We start from the raw sequence: 24,115 nt of genomic DNA, 5'->3' as shown, positions 1-24,115 counted from the left end.
CGAATGCGCGCCCGCGGCAGCAGCAGCTGCAGTGCTACAGCGGGTCAGCGGTCGACGAGGAGGAGAAGGAGCGCGACCAGCGTGGTGCCGGCCACGATGTGTTGTTCGGCGATGAGTTCGCGCACGTCGTCCAGAGGCACCCAGTCGATCCTGTCGCTCTCGAAGGCGTCCTTCGGAGCCCCGATGTGATCTGCACCGTCGGCGCGGAAGATGTGATGTTCAGAGGTCATGATTCCCGGCGATGGCTGGGTGTAGACGAGCCGCCGGATCGGCTGCCTGGGGCGCCAGCCTGTCTCCTCCTCAGTCTCGCGCACTGCGGCGTCGGCCGGGTTCTCACCTTCGCGGATGCTGCCTTGGGGAATCTCCCAGCCATAGGTGTCAGTGATGAAGCGGTGTCTCCAGATGAGCAGAACGCGTTGCTGCTCGTCCACCGTGACCAGGCCGGCTCCCGGAGCAGCGGTCCGAATGATCCGGTGGTCGAGATGCCTGCCGTCGGGCAGGAGGACGTCGGCAGTGGTGAGGTGCACCCACTTGTCGCGATAGAGGTCCCGCTCAGACTCGATGTGCCAGGTCATGACTTCCCTCTCACGCGGGCTTGGTCATCGGCGCGTTCGAGGACAGCGGCGATGTCGGGTTGGGTGCGGAACGGTCTTAGGGCTTGGATCACCGTGTTGACGCGGTCACGAACACGGCCGGACTCCATGCCGACAGCTCGGTCCAGCATCTGACTTGCGGCGTGTGCACTACGGTCCAGGTCACCGTTGGCGGTCAGGACGAGCGCGAGGCCCGCGTAGCGGTGCACCTGACCGCGCAGATGGGTGGCGGTGGCGGTTCGCACGGACTCTTCGGCATAGGTCTGGGCAGCGCGGAGGTCGCCGAGGCGTCGCAGCGCTTCGGCGGCTTGGGTCTCGACCAGGCCGGGTAGGACGTAGGAGGCTTCGGGAGGGCCGTTCCCAGCTGACACAGATGCTGCGCTTCGTTCACAGCGGCGCAGGGTGTGGTGGCATGCTGCGGTGTCACCCATGCGGGCGTAAGCCTTGGACATGAGTGCGTAGAGGTCGGTGGCCAACGCCGGAGCGAGCCGCGAGCCTGTGCGGCGCAGGGCGCTTTCGGCGTATTGGACGACGAGGCGGTTCTCTTCCAGGTAAAGAGCTTGGTTGGCGAGCACGGCTATGACGTAGGCGCCGAACTCACGATCCTGCGATGCTTTCGCCAGTCGCAGAGCGGCGAAGAGGTGGCGCTGGGCGAGAGGCTGCTGGTCTGCGTCGTACGCGCAGATGCCGGCTAGTGCGGCAAGTCCACCGGCTGCGCGGTAGATCCGGCGACCCAGTTCGTTGTCGTAGGTTCCGCGGAGCAGCGGTGCTGCTTGTTCGTTGAGCGTCGCAAGCAGCCGAGCTCTGACAGGCGCGCCGCCGACTCGCCGGTACATCTCTTGGTAGTGGGTTCTGACCTGTTGCAGATAGATGACGTCGGCTGGGTCGGCCTTGCGGTGACCGTCGTGGGAGACGTCCGGGTCTTCCGGCGGGTTCTCCCACTCCCATACCGGCGAGATCGCAGGGGGGCCGACGAGCACCGAGCCTGGATCACGGCCACGGGCATCGCCATGCCACACCGCCGCCGCCCGCTCAGTGGCCTGGCGCAGAGTCGGCGGCCGATCTCCTGCCGCAACCTGGTGCATACCGATGTCAGCGAGGGTGACATCCCGGCCCAGACGGTCACCGAGGATCGCGCAGATCAACTCGGGTGCGGGGTCGCGCGGTATGGCGTGATCCCGGATCCAACGGGCGACCGAGGCGTGGTCGTAACGCAGGCGGCAGTTCCCCGCGGCGTCGTTTATCTTCGCGGCCAGGCCGGCGTGGCTGAGACCCGCCTGCTCGATCAACGCGGCGAGAAGCAGGTTCGACTCGGCCACACGACAACCCTAGACGTCTCGTGGCGCGTTGTACCGCCCTCACACCCCGTGTGAATGTCCTGCCAAGACCTTCCCCCGTCACACGCTGTCGCCCCTGCACTGCGAAAGCTGCAATGGAGAACATCGCATGACGAGGCAGGAGCACCTATGCAGCACAAGCGCCGCCGCACACTGAATCCGTTCCGTGTTGCTCAGTGCCGATGTGGGTTGCGGTGGCCCTGCCCAGACCGGCTTGCGTGGCCGCCGGACACTCCTGTGCCGGACGGACAAGCCCGCCGAGGCCAGGGACGCCGGCCTCGATGAGCTCCGAGAGTCCAGATCGCGAATCAGGCCACGAACCCCGGCGCCCGTCCTGGGACTGCGCGGCTTGCGGGCTCCCCTGGCCGTGTCCCACCGCCAAGCGCGACCTCTCCGCAGACTTCGACCGCTTCCCCACCTCCTTCGCCGCATACATGGCGCAGTTCTACGCCCTGGCCCTCCACGACACGGCCAACCAACCCATCACCCCGCCAGCCAACCTCTGGACTCGATTCATGGGGTGGTTGCCACGCCCCCAAGCCGGCCGGGACGACCAAGAGCGATGATGTAGGACTACCTGACGCTCGAGCACGGTGAGAGACCAAGGAACTCCATGATCCGGCCCCTTCGCCTGACCACCTGGGCAGCAGCCACAGCCATCACCATGGCCGCACTCACCAGCTGCACCAGTTCAGGAGCCGACGTGGAGACCAAGAGCGAGGCCGAAGCCACCCGGATCGTTCAGCAGAAAGCCGACCAGGTCGTCACCCTCGTCGGCAACACCTCCCTGACCGATCCCGCCCTCAGCCCCGGCCCGTGCACCGGCAAGAACGGCGAGGCCGGCTCGGACATCTCCGCCGTCCAGGGCGTATAGGTCATGCCGCTGCCCGAGCAGCGACACCTGGACACCCTCGCCCGCCTGCGAGATGCCTGGAAGGCGCAGGGCTACGCGATCACCACGGCCCAGACCGAGGCCTCCGGCGGCGAGCTCACCGCCGAGGCGGATGACGGGTCGACCATCAACGTCATCACCACGGATCCGCCCGACGCGATGCGTTTGCTGGTGCACTCTGCCTGTTACAAGAACGGTTGACGCTCAGCGTCACCCGGATGGGCTAATCCGGTCGGCCGCTGGGTAATGATCAAAACCGCGGAATCGCCGCACCAACGCCCGATCTCCGCCCTGCCCGCCGTAGCGTTTTCTTCTACGAGACGCCGTCCTACCTGCGAAGTGACGGCGTCTCCCTAAAGCGAGACGGACCCGGCGACGCCGGTGGGCGAGAGGGATACACCATGATGCTCTGCCCGCCCGGCTAGCCGGCCCCGAATGCCTGCTGTCTTGCGAACCCGGCAGGTGATGAAAGAGATCCGCAGACCGTGTCGTGGCGCGTGTGCGGATCAGGCGGGTCTCCGGCGGCCAGAGAGAAGACGCCGGGGGCCCGCGCCACGGACGCCACGAAAAGACCTCATCATCTCGGCCGTCGCCGATTGCCCCCTTCGGCGGCCGGGTGGTGTGGGCCCGCCGCTGAGATATGCCGGCGGTTCCGGGATCCTCGCCGCCCCGCCCGGCGGCGGGGATCCCCCCGGAGTGTGACCCAGACCGATTTGTCCCACGGGAGGGGAGGTGGTAGCCGGATGTTGTTGCTGGTGAGCAAATGTTCCGAAGTGGAATTGAGCGGAGGCGACATCGATGAGCTCTGTATCGCCGGTGCCGCCGTCCCCCGGATGGGTTAAACCGGTGAGCGCAGAAGCGGGATTTCATTCGGTGTTAATGACGCACGGACATCCGATCACGTTTCTGCCCTTGGTCCGGGAATGTTGTGCCGCGCCCCTTTCCGCCTCCACCGGGCGGGGCGCACGCCTCATTCCCTGTGGCTCCGGCCGTGTCCCGGCGGCCGGAGCCACCTTCGTCGTTTTCGCAGGAGGAACGCGCGCATGCGCAAGTTCAGCAGACGGTCCGCCACTGTGGCCGTCACCAGCATCGTCGCGGTCGGTGCCGCCGGCGCCGCGTGGGCCGCTTGGAGCCTCACCGGTTCCGGCACCGCCGAGGCGAAGGCCGGTTCCGTGGTGAACCTCAAGGTGACCAGCGCGGGGCTCGCCGGGGGGCTCACGCCCGGCAATGCCACCACGGTGCTGCTCACCGTCGAGAACCGCAACGCGTTCCCCGTACAGATCACCAACATCGACCTGACGAACCTGCAGTCGCCGCAGACGGGGTGTGACGCCGCCGCCAATGTGGCGGTCGTCAACGACGCCGCCCTGCCGGAGGAGGCGACGGTGCCGGCGGGCAGCGCGGACAACCCGGCCACCGCGCGGATCGCCTGGAGCGGTCCGCTGCGCATGAACCCGGACCCCGCGGATGAATGCCAGGGCGCGCCGTTCACGTTCAACGTTCACCTCGACGCCCAGAGCGCGGCGTCCTGATGCCGACGGTGGGGGCGCAGCGGACGGCGTCTCCGCCGTCGAGTCCTGAGCCGAGACCGAAAAGGATGGGCATGCGCAAGCTCGACCGTCGCGGCAAGCTGATCCTCAGCGTCGCCGCCGCTGCCGCCGTGATCGTCAACGCCGGCGCTGCCTGGGCGTACTGGAAGCTCGGCGGGGCCGGCACCGGTGTGGCCGTCGCCGGGTCGGCGGTGGAGCTCAAGCTGCAGGGGCGTTCCGACGAGGCCACGCCGCTGTATCCGGGCGGCAAGGCCGCGTTGACCGTGACGGTGACCAACCAGAACGACTTCCCGGTGAAGATCACCTCGATCAGTCCCGGCGGCGGGAAGGTGACGGCCGACTCGGCGCATCGCGATGCCGGTTGCCTGGAGACGGGCGTGGTCGTTAGCCGGGATGTGCTGGACGTGTCGTGGGAGGTGCCGAAGAACACCATCGGCGTCTTCACGGTGCCCGGCGGCCTGCGGATGACCAACAGCTCCGACACCGCCTGCCAGGGCGCCACCTTCACCATCCCGGTCACGGCCAAGGGGCTCAGCAGCGCCTCCTGACCTCCCTCGCGGGCGTCCGCCGACGTGGCGCACGCGATCATCCCCTTGTCACGTCGGCGCGAGCATGTCAGGAGTCAGGCTGTGCACCGGTGGCACAAATCTGTGGCCGCTGCGGCGGCCTTCGTGGGCGTGGCCGGGCTCGGCGTCGCGCTGCACGACCCGGCCACGACCGATCAGAAGATGACCCTCACGGCGGCGGGTGGGGACGACCAGCACCCGGCTTTCACCGTACGCGGAACAGCAGTCGAAGACCTCTACCCGGGTGCCCACCGCCGCCTCGTGCTGACCTTCACAAACCCGTCCGGCGTGGACCTGCTCGTCACCGGGATGCACGCCCGCCTCACCGCCACCAGCAAGCCCGGCTGCGCGCCGGTCGCCTCGAACCTCGAGGTCGAGCCGTACACGGGTGCGTTGCCGGCCCGGGTCGACGCGCGGGACAGCCTGCAGGCGGGCGCCGTGCCGCTGCACATGCCCAACTCCGTCGTGGACGCGTGTCAGGAGGCGACCTTCACCGTCGCCGTGACCGCCGATGCCGTGGCGGACCGGTGAGGCATCGGCGCTCCCGTACCGGATTCTCGCTGCGTTTCCTTCGGTCGCCTTTGCCGTACGTCGGCGTGGCGACCGCGGCCGCGATCGGCACCGGTGTGGCCGCGTACGGGAATTGGGAAGTCAAAGCGGAGACGGCGACCTTCACCGTGCGCGCGGCGAGCATTCCGCGCATGGACGCACCGCGGGCGGAATTGCCGCCGGGCGAGCCGGAGATCGGTGCGGACGGACTGGTGCTGCGGGGTCCGAGAATCAGCTGGCATCGTGTCGCGATCGGCGGCGACGTGCCGGTCCAACGCTACGTCGTGACTCGTCACCTGGGGCCCGTCACGCAGATCGCGTGCGACGTTCCGGCCGGGCGTACGCGCTGCGTCGACAAGCATCCACCGGCCGGTTATCTGGTGACGTACACGGTCGCGGCGACCTACGGATCGTTCTGGACGGGCCTGCCGAGTGAGGCGAGCCGGCCCGTACTGCTGCCGGGCGAGGCCGCTCCGGTGCTGGTAGACGGCGTGGTGGTGCTGCCGGGGTCGAGTGGCGGGACGCTCATGCCCGCGCCCGGTCCCAGCGCCGGCGCGGTCGCCGGCGGGACGAGGCCGGACTCGCCTGCCGACCCGGCGAACCCGGCGCCGCACGACTCGGCGTCTCCGGCGGCACCGGTGATCGTGCCGCCCGCGCCGCCGGAGGTCGACACGCCGGAGTCGGGCACCACGTCCGCGCCGCAAAGCCCCGCCCCGGAGCCGCCGGATACGCCGGTGGACGGCGTGAAAAATGAGCCGGACACGCAAATCGGTATCGGCATCGACCTGCCCTGACTAGACATCCGTCGAAGTTCATAAACGGCTGTTCTTGTCACGTCGAAACACCCTGAACAAACAGCCAAATTCCCGACGACTCGCGTACGGCGGCACTGCCTTTACAGCTGGCTTACTTTCCTGGAAACAACTAATAACATTTTGACCATGACGCCTTCCGGTTCCATCGCTCTGCAGCTCGCGCTCTCCGTTGCCATGGTCATCTTCACCGCGTACGTGGCGGGGCGCGTGCATCAGTGGTACCGGCACGGCTTCGACCGGGACGTGGCGTACCGGGAGGGTTACAACCAGGCCTCGCACACCCTGTTCCAGCTGGCCGTGCGCAACCACCCGGTCGGCATCAAGCCGGCCGCCGCGACCGGCGGCGCACCCGCCCAGGTCCGCGCCGTCGTCCCCCTGCACCAGCTTCCCGAGCGCACCGCGATCGACCTCCCGGCCGACCGGCGTGAGTCCCCCCGCCTGCTGCACCACCAGGCTTGACACCACGGAAGGCAACCAGAGTCATGACAGTGCCCGGCAACAGCATCATCCAAGCGCTGTTCGCGCTCGCTTTCGTCATAGCCAGCGGGTACGCCGCCGGGCGCATCCACCAGTGGTACAAGCAGGGACTGGACCGCGACGAGGCGTACCGCAACGGATACGACCAGGCCTCGAACTCCATGTTCGACATGGCGATCCGCAAGCGCGAGCAGAACCCCGCCGGGGCGCCCGCCGAGGGTGACTTCACCCCTCCGGCCGAGGAGCGCCCCGACCGCCAGCACCTCGTCGGCCAGTCCCGGCGGCGCATCCAGGCCGAGCCGAAAACGGCGGGCCGCCGGCGCCGCCGCTTCGGGGCTCGCTGAGCAAGGGCCCGCTGAGACACCGCGGTACGGGCGCGCATCAACCGAACGGCAGCCCCGGTCTCGCCCGCAGGCCGATGCGCAACTCCCCCACGGCGACGACCATCCAGGGCGCGCTCGGTCCGATGTGAAGGGCCACGCAGCCTCATGTTTGCCCCGTGCGGGCGTTCGGTGTTAGCCGCCCGTACCCGCAGCTCAGAGGGCATCCGACGGCGCCGGGCCGGCGCACTGGAGATCGTTGCCACGGACCCGGCTCCCTCGCGGGAATTAGGCCGTCCCGGCCGTCATGGCTCGGCCGTGCGCGCGGAACCCGAGACGGAACGCCGATCTCGCCCGCGCGGCGAATCGTGCACTGTGAGGGTGACCGCTCTGCAGCGGCTCCGGAAACCGGTGACGGCCTCCGGCTGAGCACCCGCACCTCGCAGGAGGAAGCCCGTATGCGTACGACCAGCAGACGGCTCGCCCCGACCGCGAAGCCATGTCCGGTGAGCGCCGGATCGTGAGGCGCGCCGTGCTCAGCCGCGAATCGCCGGTCCATCCGGGACCGGCAACCGAGCTCGACGACCTCGACGATCCACCGGAGTTCGTCGAGCCGCCCCGCAGGCGCCGGCTCGACCACCGGACCCGCAGCATTCTCGCGGCGGCTGCGGTGGCGGCAGTCGTGGTCAACGCCGGCGCCATGTGGGCGTACTGGAAGATCTCGGTGCCGTCGGCCTCCGCCCCGGCCGTCGAGATGAACCTGCGCGGCCGGTCCAGCTTCGACGTCCCGCTGCAGCCGGGAGCGACCGGCGATCTGACGGTGACGGTCACCAACACCAACGACTTCCCGATCACCGTCACGTCCCTGAGGGCCGGCGGCGGCAAGGTCATCGCCGATGAGGAGCATCGCGAGAACGGCTGCCAGAACCCTGGCGTCACGTTCACCCATCCGACGGTCGAGGTCGACTGGGAGGTGGGGCGCAACAACGTCGCCGCTTTCACCGTACGGGACGGGTTGTGGTTGGCGGCCGACGCGCCGCCCGCCTGCCGCGGCGCGGTCTTCACCGTGCCGGTCCAGATCAGGGGTACGGCCGGGCGTTAGGCGGCACGGGCGTACGCGTGCGCGCGCCCCCGAAGGAACGCCTCCAGGCCGGCCAGGTCGTCGGTGTTGATGTGGTCGACGTCGGCCGCGACGAGCGCCTCCCACACCGCGTCTCGCTCGGGGCCGGGCACGTCCGGCGTGGCCCAGAACCGCACCCGCTGCCCACCGGCATGCGCGACCCGCACGAACTCCTCGAGCTTCGCACGCTCCGCGGCCGGCATCGGCCCGGCGCCCTGCCAGGTGAAGAGGGTGGTCCAGTTGTCGCTGATCAGCGGGATGAACGAGGCGGGCGCACCCGAGCCGAGGTCGGCGCTGCGACCGTCGTAGAACGCGTAGCGGACGCGCTGCGCCTGCATGAGCTCCCGCGGCCGGTCACCGCTGATCACGACGGTGACGGCTCCGGACGAGACCCGGCCCATCCGGTACGTCGTGAGCATCGCCCTGTACTGGCGCAGCACCCGGTGCAGCTGGGTGTACGTCGCCGCGCCGAACGCCTTGATGTCCACGAGCAGCTGCAGCGACAGGCCACTGCCCGGATAGACGCGTCCGTGGTTCTCCCGCACACGCTGGGCGAGCGGATCCAGGTAGAGGCTCTGCAGCGTACGGCTGGGATCGAGGTCGGCGGGGTCGTGACCGACGAGCAGGCGGCCGCCCACCAGGTAGATGTCGGCCTCCACGCTGGCGAAGCCGTGGGACAGGGCGTCGAGGAGGGGACGGTCGTGCTCGTAGTCGTTGTGCGCGTGGGCGCGGGGCAGCGGGCGTACCCCATGGTCGCCGGCCTGCGCGGCGAGCGGGTGGACGAGGAGCAGTGCGCACATCGCGGTGAGCACGGCCAGGGCGCGGCGGATCATTCCGGACTCCCATCGACAGCGGTCGCTGGCCCTGCTGACGTTAGCGAGGATTTCCATGACCATGTCGTGGGATGTTGCGCCGACGTTACAGGCGTCACACCGGTTTTGTTTCCGCAGGTCAGCGTACGGGTGACCGGTCACCTGATCTTCCGCGGCGACTAATAGGACAGCGCATCCGGGAACTGACCCCAACGATGAAGATCCACGCCGTTGCGGACGAGTCTCGCTGCGCGACGCGCGTTCAGCTGCCATCGGGGGAGGGCACATGCACCAGAGTCGTATCCGCATTTCCGGACTGCTGAGCCGGCTGACCGGCCGGACGGCCACCGCGTCACCGGGAACCTACCGATCCTCACGCGACACTGCGGCCGAGACGCTGCGCCATGAGGACGCCAGACTGCTCGGCATCGCGACCGGCAAGCCGGCGCCGAGCTCCACGTCGATCGACTACTACCCGCGCGGATAGCCCGCGTCAGCCGGCGTCGGACCACCCGGCCTCGCGGCAGGCCCGCGCGAGCTCGGCGGCGTCGGCCTTCCACTTCGCGGTGGCCTCGTTGGCGCTGCGACCCACGGCGGCCGCCCGGTCGGCGATCCGCTCGTTCTCGCTGCCGGCCGAGAACTTGTTGACCTCGTCGGCCAGCCGCAACCGGGCCGTCTTGGTGTCGGCATCGGCGTACCCGTCGGCGAAGGTCGTACAGGCCTTCGCCGCGGGATCGTCGAGCCGGCCGGGCCCCGCGTCCTTCGCGGACTTGGAGATCGCGAGGCCGGCGAGAACGACGAGGACGACCGCCACACCGATGACGAGCTGGCGCTTGTTCAGCTTCACCTTCACGGTCGCCATTATCGAGGTGGAGAGCGGCCTCCGCCGGGGCGCGCCCGAGCTGGGGGTCGTCAGCTGGTCAGGACGGTCCGCGCAGCGCGTCCACGGGTTGCATGCGGGCCGCCCGCATGGCGGGGTAGAGCCCGGCCATCAGGCCCACCACCGCTCCGACCAGCGGTGACGCCACGGCCAGCGTGCCGTCCACCACCGGGGTCCAGTGCCGGGTCACGCTGATGCCGACCACCGCCAGCACGCCGGTGCTCGCCCCGACAATGCCGCCGAGCAGGCCGACGACCGTGGACTCGAGCAGGAACTGCGCCGCGATGTGCCGGCGCCGGGCGCCGAGGGCGCGGCGCAAGCCGATCTCGGCGGTGCGTTCCATGACGGTGACCAGGGTGACGTTCGCAATGCCCAGCGCGCCCACGGCAAGCGACACCAGGCCCAGGACGAGCAGCAGGCCGCTGACGTCCTGCGCGACGCCGGTCCGCAGCGACGCCGGGTCCGGCGGGGCTTCGACCTGCAGCTCATCCGGGTCGCCGGACGCGAGTGCCAGGGGCGCCTGGCGGGCGATCAACCGGGTGGCGCCCAGCGAGGTCCTGATGGTGACGGTGGTGAGGGGGCCGAGCCGCAGCCGGTCGTCGGCGGCGGTGTAGGGCAGGATCACCGCGCTACCGAGCACCTGCTGGTCGGCGCGCCGCACGGTGCCGAGAATGCCGATGACGGTGAAGGGCTCGCCGCTGATCAGGACAGCGGGCTGGTTGTCGATGCGGGTCACGCCCAGCTGATCAGCGGCCTCCGCGCCGAGGACCGCCACCCGGTCGTGGCGGCTGATGTGCCCCCCGTCGAAGAACCGGCCCACAGCCAGGTCGGCGCGGGCGGGGTCGAGCAGGGTGGCCGTCGACCCGAGCACCGGCAGCCGCCGGTTCAGGATGCGGGTGGGGTCCTTGACCGCGGTGGCACGGACGGGCAGGTCCTCGCCCTCGGGCGTACGCGAGTAGCCGGCCACGGCGGTCACCCCGTTGAGGCGTACGACGTTGTCCAGCGCCGTCCAGGCGACCAGGGGTGGTGCGTCGCGGTCGGCGGCGCGGTCCACGCGTACGGTCACCTCGGTCGCTGTCGCGGCGTCGAACCGTCCGGCGATCTGGTTACCGGCGGTGGCGGACACGCCGAGCGTGGTCACCAGGGTGCCGATGCCCATCACGATGCCGGCGATGGTGAGCGCGGTACGGGCCGGCCGGGCACCGACCCCGCCGATCGCCTCGCGGACGAGGTCCTTGAGTGGAAGCCGGCTCATGCGGGTGCGACCTCCGTGAGCCGCCCGTCGGTGATGCGTACCCGGCGGCCGGCCCGGGCGGCGACGGCGTCGTCGTGGGTGATCACCAGCAGGGTCGCGCCGTCGGCGCGCAGGTCGTCGAACAGGTCCAGCACCGCCGCGGTGTTCGCGCTGTCGAGGTTGCCGGTCGGCTCGTCGCACAGCAGCAGGGCCGGGTCGCCGACCAGGGCGCGGGCGATCGCGGTGCGTTGCCGTTCGCCGCCGGAGAGCCGGCTGGGCAGGAACTCGTGGCGATGGCCCAGGCCCACCCGGTCCAGGGCGGCCCGGGCCCGGTCGCGGCGTTCCGGGGCCGGCACACCGGTGTAGAGGCCACCGAGCATGACGTTCTCCAGGACCGTGCGGTACATCAGCAGGTGGAAGGACTGGAAGATGAAGCCGATCCGCGACCCGCGCAGCCCGGTGCGCCGCCGGTCGCCCAACGTGGTGGTGTCCACCCCTTCGAGCAGGTATCGGCCGCTGCTCGGCACGTCGAGCAGTCCCAGCACGTTCAGCAGGGTGGACTTGCCCGACCCGGACGGCCCGACGATCGCGAGGTAGTCACCGCGGCACACCCGCAGGTCGACGCCGACCAGCGCCGTCACCGGCGGGTCGGCGGGGAAGACCCGGCCGATGCCGGCCAGCTCGATCACCTCGGTCATGATCCGCTCACCACGACCCGGTCGCCCTCCTTCAGGGCGGTGCCGTCGTGCGGGGTGATCTGGACGGTGCCGCCCGCCGTCAGGCCCGCCTCCACCGGTACGTCGCGTTTCCGTCCGGTCGGGTCCACCGCGGTGACCCGGCTCTGACCGTCGGCGCCGGTGAAGAGCGCCGCCACCGGTACGCAGAGCACCTTGCCGTCGGTCCGGCCGACCCCGATCTGCACCTTCACCGACGTGCCGGTCAGCGCGGCCGCCTTCGCCGCATCCTTCGGGCTCAGCTGAATCGGGGTGCCGACGGGTTCCCCGGCGCTGTCGCCCGCCGGCCCGTCCGCGCCCTTGTCGTCGGTCTGCTTCTCGGGTGCGAATCCGGCACCCATGCCGGTCACGGTGGCGGCCTGTTCATCGCCCGCAGAGCCCCGCAGCGTCGCCGCCATCCCGACCTTGATCAGCTCGGCGTCCTCGATCGCGACGGTGGCGTTGACGACCAGTTTCGGGTCTGCGACGGTGCCGACCGGGCCGTCCGGCACGGCACCGGCCTTCGTGGCCACGGTGATCAGCCGGATCGGCAGCCGGGGCAGGAAGACGATCTCTCCGCTGGGCACGCTCGTCCCGTACGTGCGGCGGAACTCCGCCAGGTCGGCGTGGGCGTCGGCGAGGGGCTGCCCGCCGGCCTTCTTGGCGGCTGCCACCGCGCGCTCCAGCGTCCGCAGCTGGGTGCGTTGCTCGACCGTCGGTTTCACCGCCTGGTAGCCCTTCCTGGCGTACCAGGCGGCGAGAGCGTTCAGGACGCCGTCGTCGACCGGCCCGGACTTCGCGACCGAGCGGCCCGGCAGCAGCCGTCGCAGCGCCGCCCGCACCTGGCGCACGTCGTCGCCCTCGCTGCCGCGGGTCAGCGTGCGGTACATGGGCACCTTGCCGCGCAGGACGAAGACCGGCCGTCCGTTGATCTCCAGCAGGACGTCGCCCTCGCGCAGGGTGCGGCCGGCCACCGCCGTCTTCGTGACCAGTTGCGCACCGGCTCCCTCGGTGCCGCCGCCGGCGACCGTGCCGGTCAGGGTGATCGGCTGGGGCTTGCCGTGTGTGACCGTGCCCTGCGTCGTCACCGTGGAGGACAGCACCCGGCGCTCGACCGGCACGGTGATCAGGGAGGCGACCGGCGGCTTGCGGGCGGCCGCCGCGTCCGCCGGCGACTTCACCTGGGTCGCGGCGAAGAAACCGATCGCGCCGGCCGCGACGGCGACACCCGCGGTCAGGGCCACGACCCGCATCGGGCCGGGCCGCAGGAGTACGGGCCGCACGGTCAGAACGCCTTGTTGTACTTCGTGCGGGCCAGCTCGGCGTACCGTCCGCGGCAGTCCAGGTCCGTCAGCGCCGCCTGAATCTCCTTGGGCAGCTGCGCCTTGGCCTGGGCCATGCTGAGCTCGGTGCCGTCGGCCCGGGTGAACGAGTTCCAGACCTCGTTCTCGATGCTGCCGGGCTCCACCGAGGCGACCTTGTAGCCCTTGCCGCGCAGGCAGTCGCCGTACTGCTGGGCGGCCTTGATCACGTCCGGATCGGTCCGGAACTTCTCGAAGGCCCGGGAGTGGGCCTCCGTCACCTGGTTCAGCGACTCGCCGAACACCCGCTCGGTCGCGCTGTCGGAGCAGCTGGGCTGGCCTTCGCCCTTGTCGCCGATGGTCTTCTCACCCAGCAGCGCCTTCTCGTAGGCCTTGAGCCGCGTGGGATCGAGCTGCTTTCTGATCTTGTCGTTCGGACTCTCCGCGGTGTCGGTGCGCGGGTGCCCCACCACCGGGTCCTGTGGCCAGATGACCTGGCCGGCGACGCCGAAACCGTACTTCTGCCGGTACGGCCGCAGCTTGTCTTCGGGCTCGAAGAGGCTTTGGGTGCCCGCGATCTCGACCGGCCGCGGCCTGTCCTCGGCGAACGGCACCGCCTCGTACTGGAAGCCCTTCTCCTTCATGCACTCGGCGATCAGTTTCTCGACCTCGAACTGCTTGGCCGCGAACTCGGCGGGACTCAGGTCCTTGCCCGCAGCGGGCGGGTCCTCGCCGGCTGCACCAGGCTCGCTGTCGCCGCCACAGGCGGACAGCAGGGACAGACCCGTCAGGGCCACGACGACGGAGATCCACACGGGTTTCATGGCGCAGAATTCTGCGAGACGGCACGTCACGCGGTCGTCGAGGCCGCCCTTATGGTTCCTTTATCCGCCCGGCATCCGGCAGCTCCACCTCGATGCGCAACCCGTCCTTGCCGGTGGAGGACGCGCTGATCCGGCCGTCGTGCGCTCGCGCGATCGAGCGGGCGATCGACAGGCCCAGGCCGGCGCCCCCGGTGTGGTCCACCCGGACGCCGTTCAAGCGCCGGAACGGCTCGAACAGCCCGGCGACCGCCTCGACCGGCACGTCCTGGCCGGTGTTGGCGACCACGAGCGCCGGCCGCCGGCCCACGGTGACCTCGATCGAGCCGCCCGGGCGGTTGTATTTGATCGCGTTCTGAACCAGGTTGGTGACCAGGCGCTGCAGGAGCACCGCCTCTCCGACGACGGGCCGGGGCTCGAGGTGCGCGGTGACCGTCACCCCGGCCTCCGCGGCCAAGGACTCGTACTCGGCCAGGACCTCACCGACGATGGCGTCGAGCCGCAGCACGGCGCGGGACACGAGCCCGCGGTCGCTCTCGGCGAGCACCAGCAGCGCCTCGATCAGTCGGACGTTGCGCTCGTTGGTCTCCAAGAGCTGCTCGGTGACCACCCGCAGCTTCTCCGGACTGGGGTCGCGGGCCAGGGTCACCTCGATCAGGGTGCGCTGGACGGCGAGCGGCGTGCGCAGCTCGTGGGACGCGTCGGCGGCGAAGCGCTGCTGCGCCTCGTACCCGACCGCGACCCGGGAGATCATGGTGTTGACCGCCCGGGCCAGGGCGCCCATCTCCCCGCGTCCCTCGCCGTGCAGCCGGAACGCGAAGTTCTGCGGACCCACGTCGGCGACGGCGATCGCGAGGTCCCGCACCGGCTGCACCGCCCAGCCGAGCGCGACGAACGCGAGCGCCGCCAGCACGATCTGGAGGAACACCAGCATCGTGTGGTACGCGGCAGCGTTCTCCGACACGCCCTGACACAGCCACGACGACGCGCCGTAGGGCCCGCACGCCCATCCCAGAACCGCCTGCCACTTCCAGCGCAACCATTCCGCGGCCGGCGCCGACAGATACCCGCACACGATGAACACCGTGCAGACGAGGGTGGCCCGCAGCCGGGGCGAACGCAGCCTCACCGGCCGAGTCGGTATCCGACGCGCGGCACGGTGTGAATGATCGCGGGCTCGCCCAACTTCTTGCGCAAGGTCATCACCGTGACCCGGACCGTGTTGGTGAACGGGTCCGTGTTCTCGTCCCAGGCCTGCTCCAGCAGCTCCTCGGCGCTGACCACCGCCCCGTCGGCCCGCAGCAGGACCCGGAGCACGGCGAACTCCTTGAGCGACAACCGCAACGGCAGCCCGTCGCGCGACGCGACGTGCCGCGGCTCGTCGAGCACGACGCCGTCCCTCTCCAGCACCGGTTTGCGGGCCGGGCTCGCACGCCGGCCGAGGGCCTGCACCCGGGCCACCAGCTCGGCGAAGGCGAACGGCTTGGTCAGGTAGTCGTCGGCGCCGAGCCCGAGGCCCTCGACCCGGTCGCGGATCCCCGCGGCCGCGGTCAGCAGCAGCACCCGGGTCCGCTCCTCGCCCTCGAGCAGGTGGCGGCAGACGTCGTCGCCGGTGCGGCCAGGCATGTCACGGTCGAGGACAGCGACGTCGTACCGGTTGATCCGCACGCGCTCGAGGGCCGCCTCACCGTCGTAGACGACGTCCACGGCCATCGACAGCTCGCGGAGCCCTTCGGCGACCGTGTCCGCCAGGATCCTCTCGTCGTCGGCGATCAACACCCGCACAATAAGCACCGATCCTCGTCGCCCAGCAGGTCGGGACCCAGCATAGATCGGCAGGCCACGGCCATGCCCGGTACGAGCTAGAGAGCAGCTTCCGCGGGCGCGCGCCGGGCCGGACCCGCGATCGCGTACGCGAGGAGCCCGCCGAGGGCCAGCACCGCAGCGGTGATCGCGGCCGGCTTGCTGTCCACCGCCTGCGACTGCCACAGGAGGACCTCGCTGGAGCCCATCCCCATCAGCGGGAGGATGAGTGAGGCCATGGTCCACCCGAGCGGCACGAACCAGGCTCGTGCCGCCCCGACGGTCGCGGTTCCCAGGGCGGTGACCCCGAGCAGCCCGGCCGCGTCGCGGATCACCAGCCAGGCCGGGCCGAAGCGGGCCCCGGTGACGAGCGTGACCAGCAGCAGGAGCACCACGACCGCCAGCGCGGCCAGCAGGTGGGCGGCCCGCCGCGGGGGCCAGGACAGCGCCGCCGTGCGTTCGAGGGCGTCGTCGGGACCCGCGAGGCTCGCCGTGAGCGCCGCGACCAGCAGCAGGACCGTCAGGATCACCATCGGGGCGCCGGCGTCGCGGCTGTTGGAGAAGAGCGACCACAGGGACCACATGAGCGCGGCGACCCCGCCGGCCGCGGCCACGGCGAGAGGTATGCGCCGGGACCGCAGGTACAGCACCAGCCACCTCATCGGGCGCTCCTGGTGAGGAGGCCGTCGGTTTCCTTGCATGCCTTGGTGGCGCTGTACACCGCGGACACCCGGGCCAGTGCCTGCTGCTCCGGGAGCTGGCGCAGGCCCTGCCACAGCTTCACCGCCTCGGGGTTGGGGTCGGGGTCCTCCGTGACGCCGGGTTCGGTCCGGGGCTCGGTGCCCAGCAGCCAGAAGGCCGCCGCGCGGGAGACGGCCTCGCTGCCCTTGTCGCAGTCGTTCGAGCCGCGGAACGCGCGGGTGACCAGGTCCGTGGTGATCTGCTGCGGGTGGGCGAGGCTTCCGCCCTTGTCGACGCGTACGGAGATCAGCAGGGTGTCGGGCCGCGGCGCCGGGGACGTGGCCGGGTAGTAGGTCGTGGTGTCCTCGTGCACCGCGGTCGGCGCGCCGGGCAGTTTCGCCATGCGGGCCAGGGCTTCGCGGGCCGCCGGCACGAATTGCGGCAGCAGTCCGGCGTGGATGCGGCTGATGCAGACACGCGGGGTGCCCGAGGCGCACACCAGCTCCTGGGCCACCGGGTCGACCGGGTTGGCGACGTTCTCGTCGTGGGGAATGATCAGGACGGCCAGGCCGGCGCCGAGCACCGCGGGCAGCAGGGCCGCCACGCGGCTGCGCCAGCTGCCGGACGCGAGCAGGACCGCGGCCGCCACGGCGAGCGCGATCAGCCAGATGACCTGTGCGGAGCTCACCCTGCCGGCGACCGTCTGGTAGTCGGTGTACTGGCCCATGGCGTACATCGGCGAGAAGATCAGGGCGAGCCATTCGCGGTGCAGGACCGCGGTGGGGATGACGAGCAGCAGTCCCAGGCCGGCCACCGCCAGCGCGGGCGCGGTCACCGGGGACGGCAGCAGGCGGCCGATCGCCAGGCCGAGCCAGGCGGCCGCGACCAGGGACAGGGCACCGACGGCGACGACGGCGAAGGTCGCCGGCGACAGGTAGTTCGCCGTGTCGATGATGTACGGGACCGCTGCGGCCGCCATCGCCAGGTAGGCGCCGGCGACCGCGATGCCCATGGCGGCGAGCGTCGGGATCATCCGCTGGGCCCGGGGACGGGCCGTGCTGGCGAACAGCTCCGCCACGTTCGACCGGTGCTCGCGGCGCGCCTGCCAGCCGCCGGCGGCCAGCGCGGCCGGCCAGAGCAGGATCAGGTACTCCCGCTGCATCATGGCCAGCGGCATCCAGCCGGCCGCCCAGCGGTCCGGTAGCCCGTAGAGCACGGCGGCGCCGACCAGCAGCAGGATCACCGCGGTGCCGATCGCGGCGGAGCGGCGCAGCTCGATCCGGAGGATGCGGTTCATCGGCCGGCCTCCGAGCGGTGGCGGCGCAGCAGCGCCGAGTAGCCACGCTCGGCCGGGCTGTCGCCGGCGTCGCCGTGGCCGCCCTGGGCCACGAGGTCGTCGGGGGTGCCCTGGTACACCAGCCGGCCCTCGTTGATCATGACGACGTCGGTGCAGGCGGCGGCCACGTCCTCCACCAGGTGGGTGGAGACCAGCACGCAGCTGTCGACCCCGACGTCGCGCAGCAGCTCGCGGAAGTCCAGGCGCTGCTCGGGGTCCAGGCCCACGGTCGGCTCGTCGAGCAGCAGCACCGCCGGGTCGTTCACGATCGCCTGGGCGATGCCGGCCCGGCGCAGCATGCCGCCGGACAGCGTCTTCATCCGGGCGTTCGCCTTGGCCGTGAGGCCGACCCGGTCGATCGCCCGCTGCACCGCGCCCGGGACGACGGTCTTCGGCATCTCCTTGAGCCACGCCATGTACTCGACGAACTCCCGCACGGTGAACCGCGGGTAGAACCCGAACTGCTGCGGCAGGTAGCCCAGGCCGCGGCGGACGCGGCGCAGGTCGGCGCGGCCGTCGACGTCCTCACCGAGCAGGGTCAGCCGGCCGCCCGCCGGCTTGATGACCGTGGCCAGCGCCCGCATGAGGGTGGTCTTGCCGGCGCCGTTCGGGCCGAGCAGTCCGTGCACGCCGGTGCCGAGGGCCAGGTCCAGCCCGTCGACGGCCAGGTGCCGGCCGGCGCGTACCCGTAGGCCCTCGGCGTGGACGGCCCAGGGGTGGGTGGTGGGGGCCGTCTCGGCCGCGCTCACCGTGCGCATCATCGATCCTCCAATAGCTCAGTTGTGGCTGGACAGCCGGCGGAAGCCGCTGGCGCGGCTCGCCGCGAAGGCGGCCAGCGCGACGGTGGCCAGGGCCCACGCCGGGACGCTGCCCGGACGCAGGACCACCGGCAGGTGCATGGTGGCGACGCTGGGCAGGACCACCGCGAGCGTCCAGAGGACGCCCAGACCCACCGCGGCGCGGCGGACGCCGACCACGGCGCCCAGCGCGACCGTGGCGGCGGTGAAGGCCAGGCAGGGCAGCAGCGCCAGCGCGAGGGAGACCCCGGTGCCGGCCCCGGCCAGGGCCAGCGCGGGTACGACCACGGCGAGCACCGAGGCGGTACGCCGCAGCAGCATCGGTAGGCCGGCGGCGGGCGTACCGGCGATGAGCTCCCACGCCGGGTCGGCGCGGCGGCTCCAGGCGACGGCCACGCCGGGCAGCGGTGCCACCGGCGCGAGCAGCAGCACCAGCGAGGGCACCTCCGGCCTGACCGACGCGAGCACGAACGCGCACGCGAGCACGGCGACCGTCATGGTGAGCCAGGGCAGCAGCGCCCAGACCAGCCAGCGGCGGTGCACCGCCGACCACGGCCGCGGTGGGCGTACCGGATCCGGTCCGGCCTCGATGCCCTCCGCCAGCCCGGCGGCGACCCGGTCGAGCAGCGCCCGGGTGTCGTCCGTCGCCGTGCCGGCCAGCCGGGAGCGGCAGCCCGGGCAGCCCTCGAGGTGCACCTCGACGGACCAGACCGTGGCATCGTCGAGGCCGCTGCCGCCCTCGGCGTAGCGGGTGATCACGGCGGGGTGCGGGTGGGTGGTCATGACAGTGCCTCCCGAAGGGCGATCCGGGCCCGCCGTGCGCGGGATTTCACCGTGCCTTCCGGCACGCTGAGCAGCAGGGACGTCTCCCGTACGGAGAGACCGTCGAGCACCATGGCGCGCAGCACCTGACGCAGCTCGGGAGGCAGCCGCAGCAGCGCCTGCTCCATCTCCTGGCCGACGCGCCCGGCCATGACCTCGTCCTCGGCGGCCGGGGCGACCGTCTCGGCGAGCGGCACCACCGGCACCTGGGCGTGCCGGGCGCGCCGGCGGAACGCGTCGACCAGGCGGTTCGCGGCGATGGTCCACAGCCAGCCGACCGCGCTGCCGGAGGCCGCCGAACCGGCGAAGCCGCCGGCGGCCCGCCAGACCGCCAGGTAGGTCTCCTGCAGCACGTCCGCGACCACGTCGTCGTCGGCGCACCGTCGGCGCAGCCGCACGGCGAGCCACGGTGACGTCCGCCGGTAGAGCTCGTCGAACGCCCGCCGGTCACCGGCGGCGGTGCGGCGTACGAGCTCTTCCTCGTCGACCGCGTCCAGGCTTCGTCTCACACCAGGGAAGACGATCTCCACCTCCCTCCGGTTCTCCGTCCGCTGTGACCTGGGTCATAGGGAGGTGATGGAGCGGGATTCGGAGTCATAGCTGCGCGCCCCGATGAACCATCCCCGCGCGATGCCCAGCTCCCGCGGGTAGCGGCTCTGATCTTCCGGACGCACGCGCAGCGCGAGGCTGACGTGCGGCGTCCACCGCAGCGGATCGTGCCACGGGTTGCGCTCGGTGCCGTCCAGGGCCGCCCACACCGCCGCCTGCAGGTCACGGAGGCGGTCGTCGGGGCGCACCCGCCAGGCCACGGTCCGGCCCAGCAGGACCACGTCGTCGAGCGCCACGTCGAGGGGCAGGCCGGCCAGCGCGGACGCGACCGCAGGAGTCAGCTCATCGGCCGACGCCAGCGTCACGTGCGGGCGGTTCGTGGGGTGCGTGTGCGTCGCGAGGCTGCGCAAGCCGGCGTCGTGCAGGCGCCGCCAGACCGCCCGGACCAGGTCCTCCAGGACGGGATCGAGAAGCAGCTCGACGGTCCGCATGATCAGGACCGTACGCCCAGGTCACGGCGGTGGCGACGATTGCTCGTCACCCCCGCCGCTCCTCCTCGGGTCCGGCGCTGCCGCCGGTAACAGAGCGTGGGCAGGCGGTGCGCCGGAGTGAAATAGTAGCCCGCTCGTGCAACTTGCACTATGCCCGCACGGAGTCCACGTCGCCGTACGGATGCGGGTTCATCAGCGGCGCCGGGGACAACGGCACCGCCGGCGAGCCCGCCACACTGTCGAAGAGGTGGGCGCGGGCCTTCTCGATCGCGATGTCGGCCAGCTCGTGATCGTGCGAGGCGCGGCCGATGCTCTCCGCCATCACGCGCGCTGCCGCCTCCGCGTACCGGCGGGCGTCGCGCAGACCCTGCTCGTAGCTCATCGCGGCCTCGTGCTCGGTCTGGCGGGCGCAGCGTGCCTCGGTGCGCTCGTACGCGTTGCCGTGCGAGGCGAACTTGAGCCCGACGGCGGCGCAGTCCAACGCGACCAGTAGCAGCGCGATACCGATGTAGAACAGGCCGATGCCGTAGAAGTCGGTGCTGATGAGGTACCACATGGCCTTGGTACGGGCACCGAACCCGGCGTCGGCGCGGATCGCCTCGGCGTTGACCGTACGCTGCTCGCTGATCTTGCGGGTGAGGTCCGCCTCCTCCGCGGCGCGCGAGTCCCGGGCGGGCTTCTGCGAGTCCTGGAGCTTCGCGGCCTGCGCATCCAGCGCCGCGGCCTGGTCGTCGAGCCCTCGGGACCGCTTGACCAGCGTGTCGCAGTAGCCGCCGTCCGGACAGCCCGCCTTGCGCGACACCCCGTCGCCCTCGGAGTCGGCGATCGCCTGCTGGTAGAGCTTGCGGGCGTCGGCGCGCTTCTCGGCGGCCCGCTTGTTCAACGCCTGGACCGCGGCGTCCTCGGCCGCCGTCTCCTTCTTCAGCTGCGCCAGCCGGGCGTCGTACGCGCCGATCGCCCCGCCGTTCTCGATGACGCTGATCTCCTGGTTGTGCACGTCGTTGAGCCGCGCGTCGATCTCGCCCTTGTAGCGGGCCAGCATGAGCGGCTCGGTGATGATCACCGCGAAGAGCAGCGCCAGGCAGATGCGGCCGGCGTACAGGCCGAACGTGGGCCTGCGCAGCAGATCCTTCGGGTCGGGCGAGTCCAGGTTCTCGTAGTTGACCGACACCCGGCCGACCACCGCGCGGTCGTACGCGACCACGCCCGAGGCCACCAGCGGGCCGACCAGCCACTGCCACCACGGGTGCGTGTAGTTCGCGCTGGCGTCGACGAACGCGGCACCGCCGACCGTCGCGTACACGAAATAGAGCACCATGAAAGAGCCGATGGCGCTGTACAGGACCCGGTCCGAGTACGTAGTGACGCTTTCCGGGTTCACGTTGGAGATCCGGAGCAACAAGCGGCGCATGATGCGAGTCTTACTCATGACAGCGACGCGCGCGGGCAAAACGGACGGATCGCCCGGCCCTCAGGACAGCGTCTGCGGCTGACTGATCGTTACCCGCACGACCACCGCGGCATGCACGGTCTGCACCTGCGGATCCACGTCGAGCTCCAGGTCGGCGGACTCCATGCCACCGAAGGCCGCGCGCATCATGCCCCCGCCACCGCCACCGGTCCCCTCGTCGGAGATCTCGACCAGGCGGTCCACCTCCGCGCCGACGGCTGCCGCGTACTCCCGGGCCCGGCCCAGCGCGTCGGTGATGGCCTCCCGGCGGACGTCCGCGCCGGCCCGGCTGCCCGCGCGCAGCTGCCACCACGGGCCGGAGATCGCCGTCTGCTCGGCGTTCGCCAGACGCAGCAGCATCTCACCGAGCACGCCGAAGTCCGTCACCGTCACCGTGGTGCTGACGCTGCCCACGTACGCGGAGACCCGCTCACCGCCCCGCTTGAGCTCGGGACGCACCTGGACCCCGCTCGTCTCCCGCCGCTCGATCGCCTCGGCGTAGTCGTCGAGCGCGGTCCGCAGCTCGGCGGCCCGCTCGGCCAGCCGGGCCAGCGCGGCCTGCCGGTCCTTGTCCCGTGCGGACACGGTGACGGTGAACAGCGCGATCTCCGGCGGCACCTCGCGGACGGCCTCGCCGCGGACGACGACCATGGGTTGCTCGACCATCCCCAGAACCTAGCCGGAATCCGTGAACCTCGCCGCCGTCGTCCTCGTCGTGCAGGAGACCGCTCGAACACGATGGGAGCTCGGATCATGCGCAGAACCATCGCCTACCCGCTGGTGGCGCTCGGGGTCGTGGGCGCGACCCTGGCCGTCGGCGGACCCGCGCAGGCGCACGGCTACATCTCCGACCCGCCGAGCCGCCAGGCGCTGTGCAAGCAGGGCGCCGTGCCGAACTGCGGGCCGATCCAGTACGAGCCGCAGAGCGTCGAGGGGGCCAAGGGCCTGCGCTCCTGCGATGGGGGCCTGCCGCAGTTCGCCGCGCTCTCCGACAACAGCAAGCCGTGGCCGGCCAAGTCGGTCGGCACCAGCGTCACGTTCACGTGGTCGCTGACCGCCCGGCACCGCACCGCGAACTGGGAGTACTACATCGGCGACAAGCAGGTCGCCACCGTGGACGGCCAGAACGCGCAGCCGGGCGAGACGGTGAGCCACACGGTGGACCTCAGCGGCTTCAGCGGCCGGCAGACCGTGCTGGCCGTCTGGAACATCGGGGACACACCCCGGGCGTTCTACAACTGCGTCGACCTGGACATCAACGGCAGCGGCGGGCCGGCGCCCGCTCCCGCGCCCTCGTCCGCGCCGCCGCCCGCGAAGTCGGAACCTCCGGCGCAGCAGGAGTACAACTGGGAGGTGCCGCCGCCCATCGCCCCGGAAGCGATGCAGCACCATCACGACGCGGCCGAGTGGGCCGCCGGCGTGGACTACAAGCTCGGTGACCAGGTCAGCCACAACGGCGTGCGGTACACCTGCCGCCAGGCGCACTCGTCGCTGAGCACGTGGGAGCCGTCGATCAACACCCTCGCGCTGTGGCTGCCGCTGACCGAGGGCTGATCAGCGCAGCGGGATCCGGACTCCACGCGTACGCAGCGAGTCGCGCAGCACGATCGACGTGAGCCGGGTGCCGCGCGGGACGTCGAACACCAGCGTGCCGCGGACCCGGGCGCCGGCGTCGATGCGCTCCAGGACGCCCGCACGCCGGGAGACGTACATGGCGGCGCCGGCCTCGCTCGGGAACGCGGAGCCGTCGGCGGCGTATGCGGTCTGCGACAGCCCGTCCAGCATCCCGGCGCGCGAGCCGATGTTCTTCACGGTGACCGCCACCAGGCAGAACTCGCCGCGGGCCTTCTGGCCGAACGCGTCGCTGCCGACCCGGCGGGCGCCGCAGCGCATGCCGGTCACGGCGAACTGGAACGTGCCGTCCGCGACGACCTCGTTGAACCGGCCGGCGACGGCCTCCTGACGCGTCGCCCGGCCGGGAACCGGCGCGAGGGCCGCCGAGACGGAGTTGGCGATCACCCCGATGACGGCGAAGAGCCCGACCAACCCCGCGATCATCAGTACGGCCAGCGCTCCCGCGATCCACGGCCAGAGCTCACGGGGGTCGGGGCGGGACGCGGCGCGGCGGTGCCGCCGGATCCGCTCGTACGACATGGAGGCGCTCTCTTGTCGGATGTGGACGTGCAGCGTGGCCGGATCAACCACC

The 24,115-nt window shown here is 71.2% G+C and carries 30 protein-coding genes; 11 read left to right on the top strand and 19 right to left on the bottom strand.

Annotation, left to right across the window (positions count from 1 at the left end; translation table 11 throughout):
• Window positions 1-44: 44 nt before the first annotated feature.
• Together AB0J80_RS03555 and AB0J80_RS03550 are read right to left on the bottom strand one after the other, a co-directional pair.
• Window positions 45-575 (bottom strand): NUDIX hydrolase, encoded by a 531-nt coding sequence (locus AB0J80_RS03555; RefSeq protein ID WP_364699881.1) that lies wholly within the window; start codon window positions 573-575, stop codon window positions 45-47.
• The gene (locus tag AB0J80_RS03550; RefSeq protein ID WP_364699879.1) at window positions 572-1,912 is read right to left on the bottom strand and encodes a hypothetical protein; all 1,341 of its coding nucleotides are present in this window, start codon (window positions 1,910-1,912) and stop codon (window positions 572-574) included. The genes AB0J80_RS03555 and AB0J80_RS03550 overlap by 4 nt, the downstream gene beginning before the upstream one ends.
• Before the next feature lie 631 nt (window positions 1,913-2,543).
• Here AB0J80_RS03550 and AB0J80_RS03545 point away from each other — a divergent pair.
• The 9 genes from AB0J80_RS03545 (at window position 2,544) to AB0J80_RS03505 (ending at window position 8,201) form a co-directional block, all read left to right on the top strand.
• Window positions 2,544-2,804: a hypothetical protein gene (locus tag AB0J80_RS03545; RefSeq protein WP_364699877.1), complete on the top strand. Its 261-nt coding sequence runs from the start codon at window positions 2,544-2,546 to the stop codon at window positions 2,802-2,804.
• Between the two features lie 3 nt (window positions 2,805-2,807).
• Complete coding sequence (locus tag AB0J80_RS03540; protein ID WP_364699875.1) at window positions 2,808-3,023, top strand: hypothetical protein; 216 nt, start codon at window positions 2,808-2,810, stop codon at window positions 3,021-3,023.
• 842 nt (window positions 3,024-3,865) lie between these two features.
• Window positions 3,866-4,354, top strand: coding sequence for a hypothetical protein (locus AB0J80_RS03535; protein ID WP_364699873.1), 489 nt, complete (start codon window positions 3,866-3,868; stop codon window positions 4,352-4,354).
• Between the two features lie 71 nt (window positions 4,355-4,425).
• Window positions 4,426-4,920, top strand: a complete 495-nt coding sequence (locus tag AB0J80_RS03530; RefSeq protein WP_364699871.1) for a hypothetical protein — start codon at window positions 4,426-4,428, stop codon at window positions 4,918-4,920.
• An 81-nt stretch (window positions 4,921-5,001) separates the two neighbouring features.
• A complete protein-coding gene (locus tag AB0J80_RS03525) occupies window positions 5,002-5,469 on the top strand; it encodes a hypothetical protein (protein WP_364699869.1) in 468 nt (155 codons plus the stop codon).
• Window positions 5,470-5,534: 65 nt separating this feature from the next.
• Window positions 5,535-6,281 (top strand): hypothetical protein, encoded by a 747-nt coding sequence (locus AB0J80_RS03520; protein WP_364699866.1) that lies wholly within the window; start codon window positions 5,535-5,537, stop codon window positions 6,279-6,281.
• 147 nt (window positions 6,282-6,428) lie between these two features.
• Window positions 6,429-6,761, top strand: a complete 333-nt coding sequence (locus AB0J80_RS03515) for a hypothetical protein (RefSeq protein ID WP_364699863.1) — start codon at window positions 6,429-6,431, stop codon at window positions 6,759-6,761.
• 29 nt (window positions 6,762-6,790) lie between these two features.
• Complete coding sequence (locus AB0J80_RS03510; protein WP_364699860.1) at window positions 6,791-7,123, top strand: hypothetical protein; 333 nt, start codon at window positions 6,791-6,793, stop codon at window positions 7,121-7,123.
• A gap of 475 nt (window positions 7,124-7,598) precedes the next feature.
• Complete coding sequence (locus tag AB0J80_RS03505; protein WP_364699858.1) at window positions 7,599-8,201, top strand: hypothetical protein; 603 nt, start codon at window positions 7,599-7,601, stop codon at window positions 8,199-8,201.
• Here the strand turns inward: AB0J80_RS03505 and AB0J80_RS03500 are convergent.
• A complete protein-coding gene (locus tag AB0J80_RS03500; protein WP_364699855.1) occupies window positions 8,198-9,052 on the bottom strand; it encodes a phosphatidylinositol-specific phospholipase C/glycerophosphodiester phosphodiesterase family protein in 855 nt (284 codons plus the stop codon). The two genes, AB0J80_RS03505 and AB0J80_RS03500, sit on opposite strands and share 4 nt — an antisense overlap.
• A gap of 265 nt (window positions 9,053-9,317) precedes the next feature.
• Here AB0J80_RS03500 and AB0J80_RS03495 point away from each other — a divergent pair, with 265 nt between their 5' ends.
• The gene (locus AB0J80_RS03495) at window positions 9,318-9,518 is read left to right on the top strand and encodes a hypothetical protein (protein WP_364699853.1); all 201 of its coding nucleotides are present in this window, start codon (window positions 9,318-9,320) and stop codon (window positions 9,516-9,518) included.
• A 6-nt stretch (window positions 9,519-9,524) separates the two neighbouring features.
• Here the strand turns inward: AB0J80_RS03495 and AB0J80_RS03490 are convergent, their stop codons facing one another.
• The 15 genes from AB0J80_RS03490 to AB0J80_RS03420 form a co-directional block, all read right to left on the bottom strand.
• Window positions 9,525-9,884: a hypothetical protein gene (locus tag AB0J80_RS03490; RefSeq protein ID WP_364699851.1), complete on the bottom strand. Its 360-nt coding sequence runs from the start codon at window positions 9,882-9,884 to the stop codon at window positions 9,525-9,527.
• Between the two features lie 67 nt (window positions 9,885-9,951).
• On the bottom strand, window positions 9,952-11,166 hold the full coding sequence (locus tag AB0J80_RS03485) for an ABC transporter permease (RefSeq protein ID WP_364699849.1): 1,215 nt from the start codon (window positions 11,164-11,166) through the stop codon (window positions 9,952-9,954).
• A complete protein-coding gene (locus AB0J80_RS03480; protein ID WP_364699846.1) occupies window positions 11,163-11,843 on the bottom strand; it encodes an ABC transporter ATP-binding protein in 681 nt (226 codons plus the stop codon). Before AB0J80_RS03480 ends, AB0J80_RS03485 begins: the two co-directional genes overlap by 4 nt.
• Window positions 11,840-13,141: a hypothetical protein gene (locus AB0J80_RS03475; RefSeq protein ID WP_364699844.1), complete on the bottom strand. Its 1,302-nt coding sequence runs from the start codon at window positions 13,139-13,141 to the stop codon at window positions 11,840-11,842. Before AB0J80_RS03475 ends, AB0J80_RS03480 begins: the two co-directional genes overlap by 4 nt.
• Window positions 13,142-13,143: 2 nt before the next feature.
• Window positions 13,144-13,983 (bottom strand): hypothetical protein, encoded by an 840-nt coding sequence (locus AB0J80_RS03470; RefSeq protein ID WP_364699842.1) that lies wholly within the window; start codon window positions 13,981-13,983, stop codon window positions 13,144-13,146.
• A gap of 49 nt (window positions 13,984-14,032) precedes the next feature.
• Window positions 14,033-15,109, bottom strand: coding sequence for an ATP-binding protein (locus AB0J80_RS03465; protein ID WP_364699839.1), 1,077 nt, complete (start codon window positions 15,107-15,109; stop codon window positions 14,033-14,035).
• Window positions 15,106-15,765, bottom strand: coding sequence for a response regulator transcription factor (locus AB0J80_RS03460; protein WP_364699836.1), 660 nt, complete (start codon window positions 15,763-15,765; stop codon window positions 15,106-15,108). Before AB0J80_RS03460 ends, AB0J80_RS03465 begins: the two co-directional genes overlap by 4 nt.
• A 77-nt stretch (window positions 15,766-15,842) precedes the next feature.
• Window positions 15,843-16,445 (bottom strand): hypothetical protein, encoded by a 603-nt coding sequence (locus tag AB0J80_RS03455; RefSeq protein ID WP_364699833.1) that lies wholly within the window; start codon window positions 16,443-16,445, stop codon window positions 15,843-15,845.
• Window positions 16,442-17,761: a hypothetical protein gene (locus AB0J80_RS03450; protein WP_364699831.1), complete on the bottom strand. Its 1,320-nt coding sequence runs from the start codon at window positions 17,759-17,761 to the stop codon at window positions 16,442-16,444. Before AB0J80_RS03450 ends, AB0J80_RS03455 begins: the two co-directional genes overlap by 4 nt.
• Window positions 17,758-18,558: an ABC transporter ATP-binding protein gene (locus AB0J80_RS03445; protein WP_364699828.1), complete on the bottom strand. Its 801-nt coding sequence runs from the start codon at window positions 18,556-18,558 to the stop codon at window positions 17,758-17,760. The genes AB0J80_RS03450 and AB0J80_RS03445 overlap by 4 nt, the downstream gene beginning before the upstream one ends.
• Before the next feature lie 18 nt (window positions 18,559-18,576).
• On the bottom strand, window positions 18,577-19,380 hold the full coding sequence (locus AB0J80_RS03440) for a hypothetical protein (protein WP_364699826.1): 804 nt from the start codon (window positions 19,378-19,380) through the stop codon (window positions 18,577-18,579).
• Complete coding sequence (locus tag AB0J80_RS03435; protein WP_364699823.1) at window positions 19,377-19,928, bottom strand: RNA polymerase sigma factor; 552 nt, start codon at window positions 19,926-19,928, stop codon at window positions 19,377-19,379. The genes AB0J80_RS03440 and AB0J80_RS03435 overlap by 4 nt, the downstream gene beginning before the upstream one ends.
• Before the next feature lie 54 nt (window positions 19,929-19,982).
• Window positions 19,983-20,459, bottom strand: coding sequence for a 2'-5' RNA ligase family protein (locus tag AB0J80_RS03430; RefSeq protein WP_364699821.1), 477 nt, complete (start codon window positions 20,457-20,459; stop codon window positions 19,983-19,985).
• A 148-nt stretch (window positions 20,460-20,607) separates the two neighbouring features.
• On the bottom strand, window positions 20,608-21,870 hold the full coding sequence (locus AB0J80_RS03425) for a DUF4407 domain-containing protein (protein ID WP_364699818.1): 1,263 nt from the start codon (window positions 21,868-21,870) through the stop codon (window positions 20,608-20,610).
• Between the two features lie 60 nt (window positions 21,871-21,930).
• Window positions 21,931-22,575: an SIMPL domain-containing protein gene (locus tag AB0J80_RS03420; protein ID WP_364699816.1), complete on the bottom strand. Its 645-nt coding sequence runs from the start codon at window positions 22,573-22,575 to the stop codon at window positions 21,931-21,933.
• 87 nt (window positions 22,576-22,662) lie between these two features.
• On the opposite strand from AB0J80_RS03420, the gene AB0J80_RS03415 reads away from it, so the two are divergent.
• Entirely contained in the window at window positions 22,663-23,463 is an 801-nt protein-coding gene (locus tag AB0J80_RS03415; RefSeq protein ID WP_364699814.1) for a lytic polysaccharide monooxygenase, read from the top strand.
• On the opposite strand, the gene AB0J80_RS03410 is transcribed toward AB0J80_RS03415, so the two are convergent.
• Window positions 23,464-24,063 carry a DUF4352 domain-containing protein gene (locus AB0J80_RS03410; protein WP_364699812.1) on the bottom strand — a complete coding sequence of 200 codons (600 nt, stop codon included), beginning with the start codon at window positions 24,061-24,063 and terminating at the stop codon, window positions 23,464-23,466.
• Between the last annotated feature and the right edge of the window lie 52 nt (window positions 24,064-24,115).

Origin of the sequence: Actinoplanes sp. NPDC049548, assembly GCF_040676695.1 — a bacterium.
In the GTDB taxonomy this organism is placed as follows: Bacteria; Actinomycetota; Actinomycetes; order Mycobacteriales; family Micromonosporaceae; genus Actinoplanes.
The sequence above is the reverse complement of the archived record's forward strand: the minus strand, read 5'-3'. Positions and strand labels throughout refer to the sequence as shown.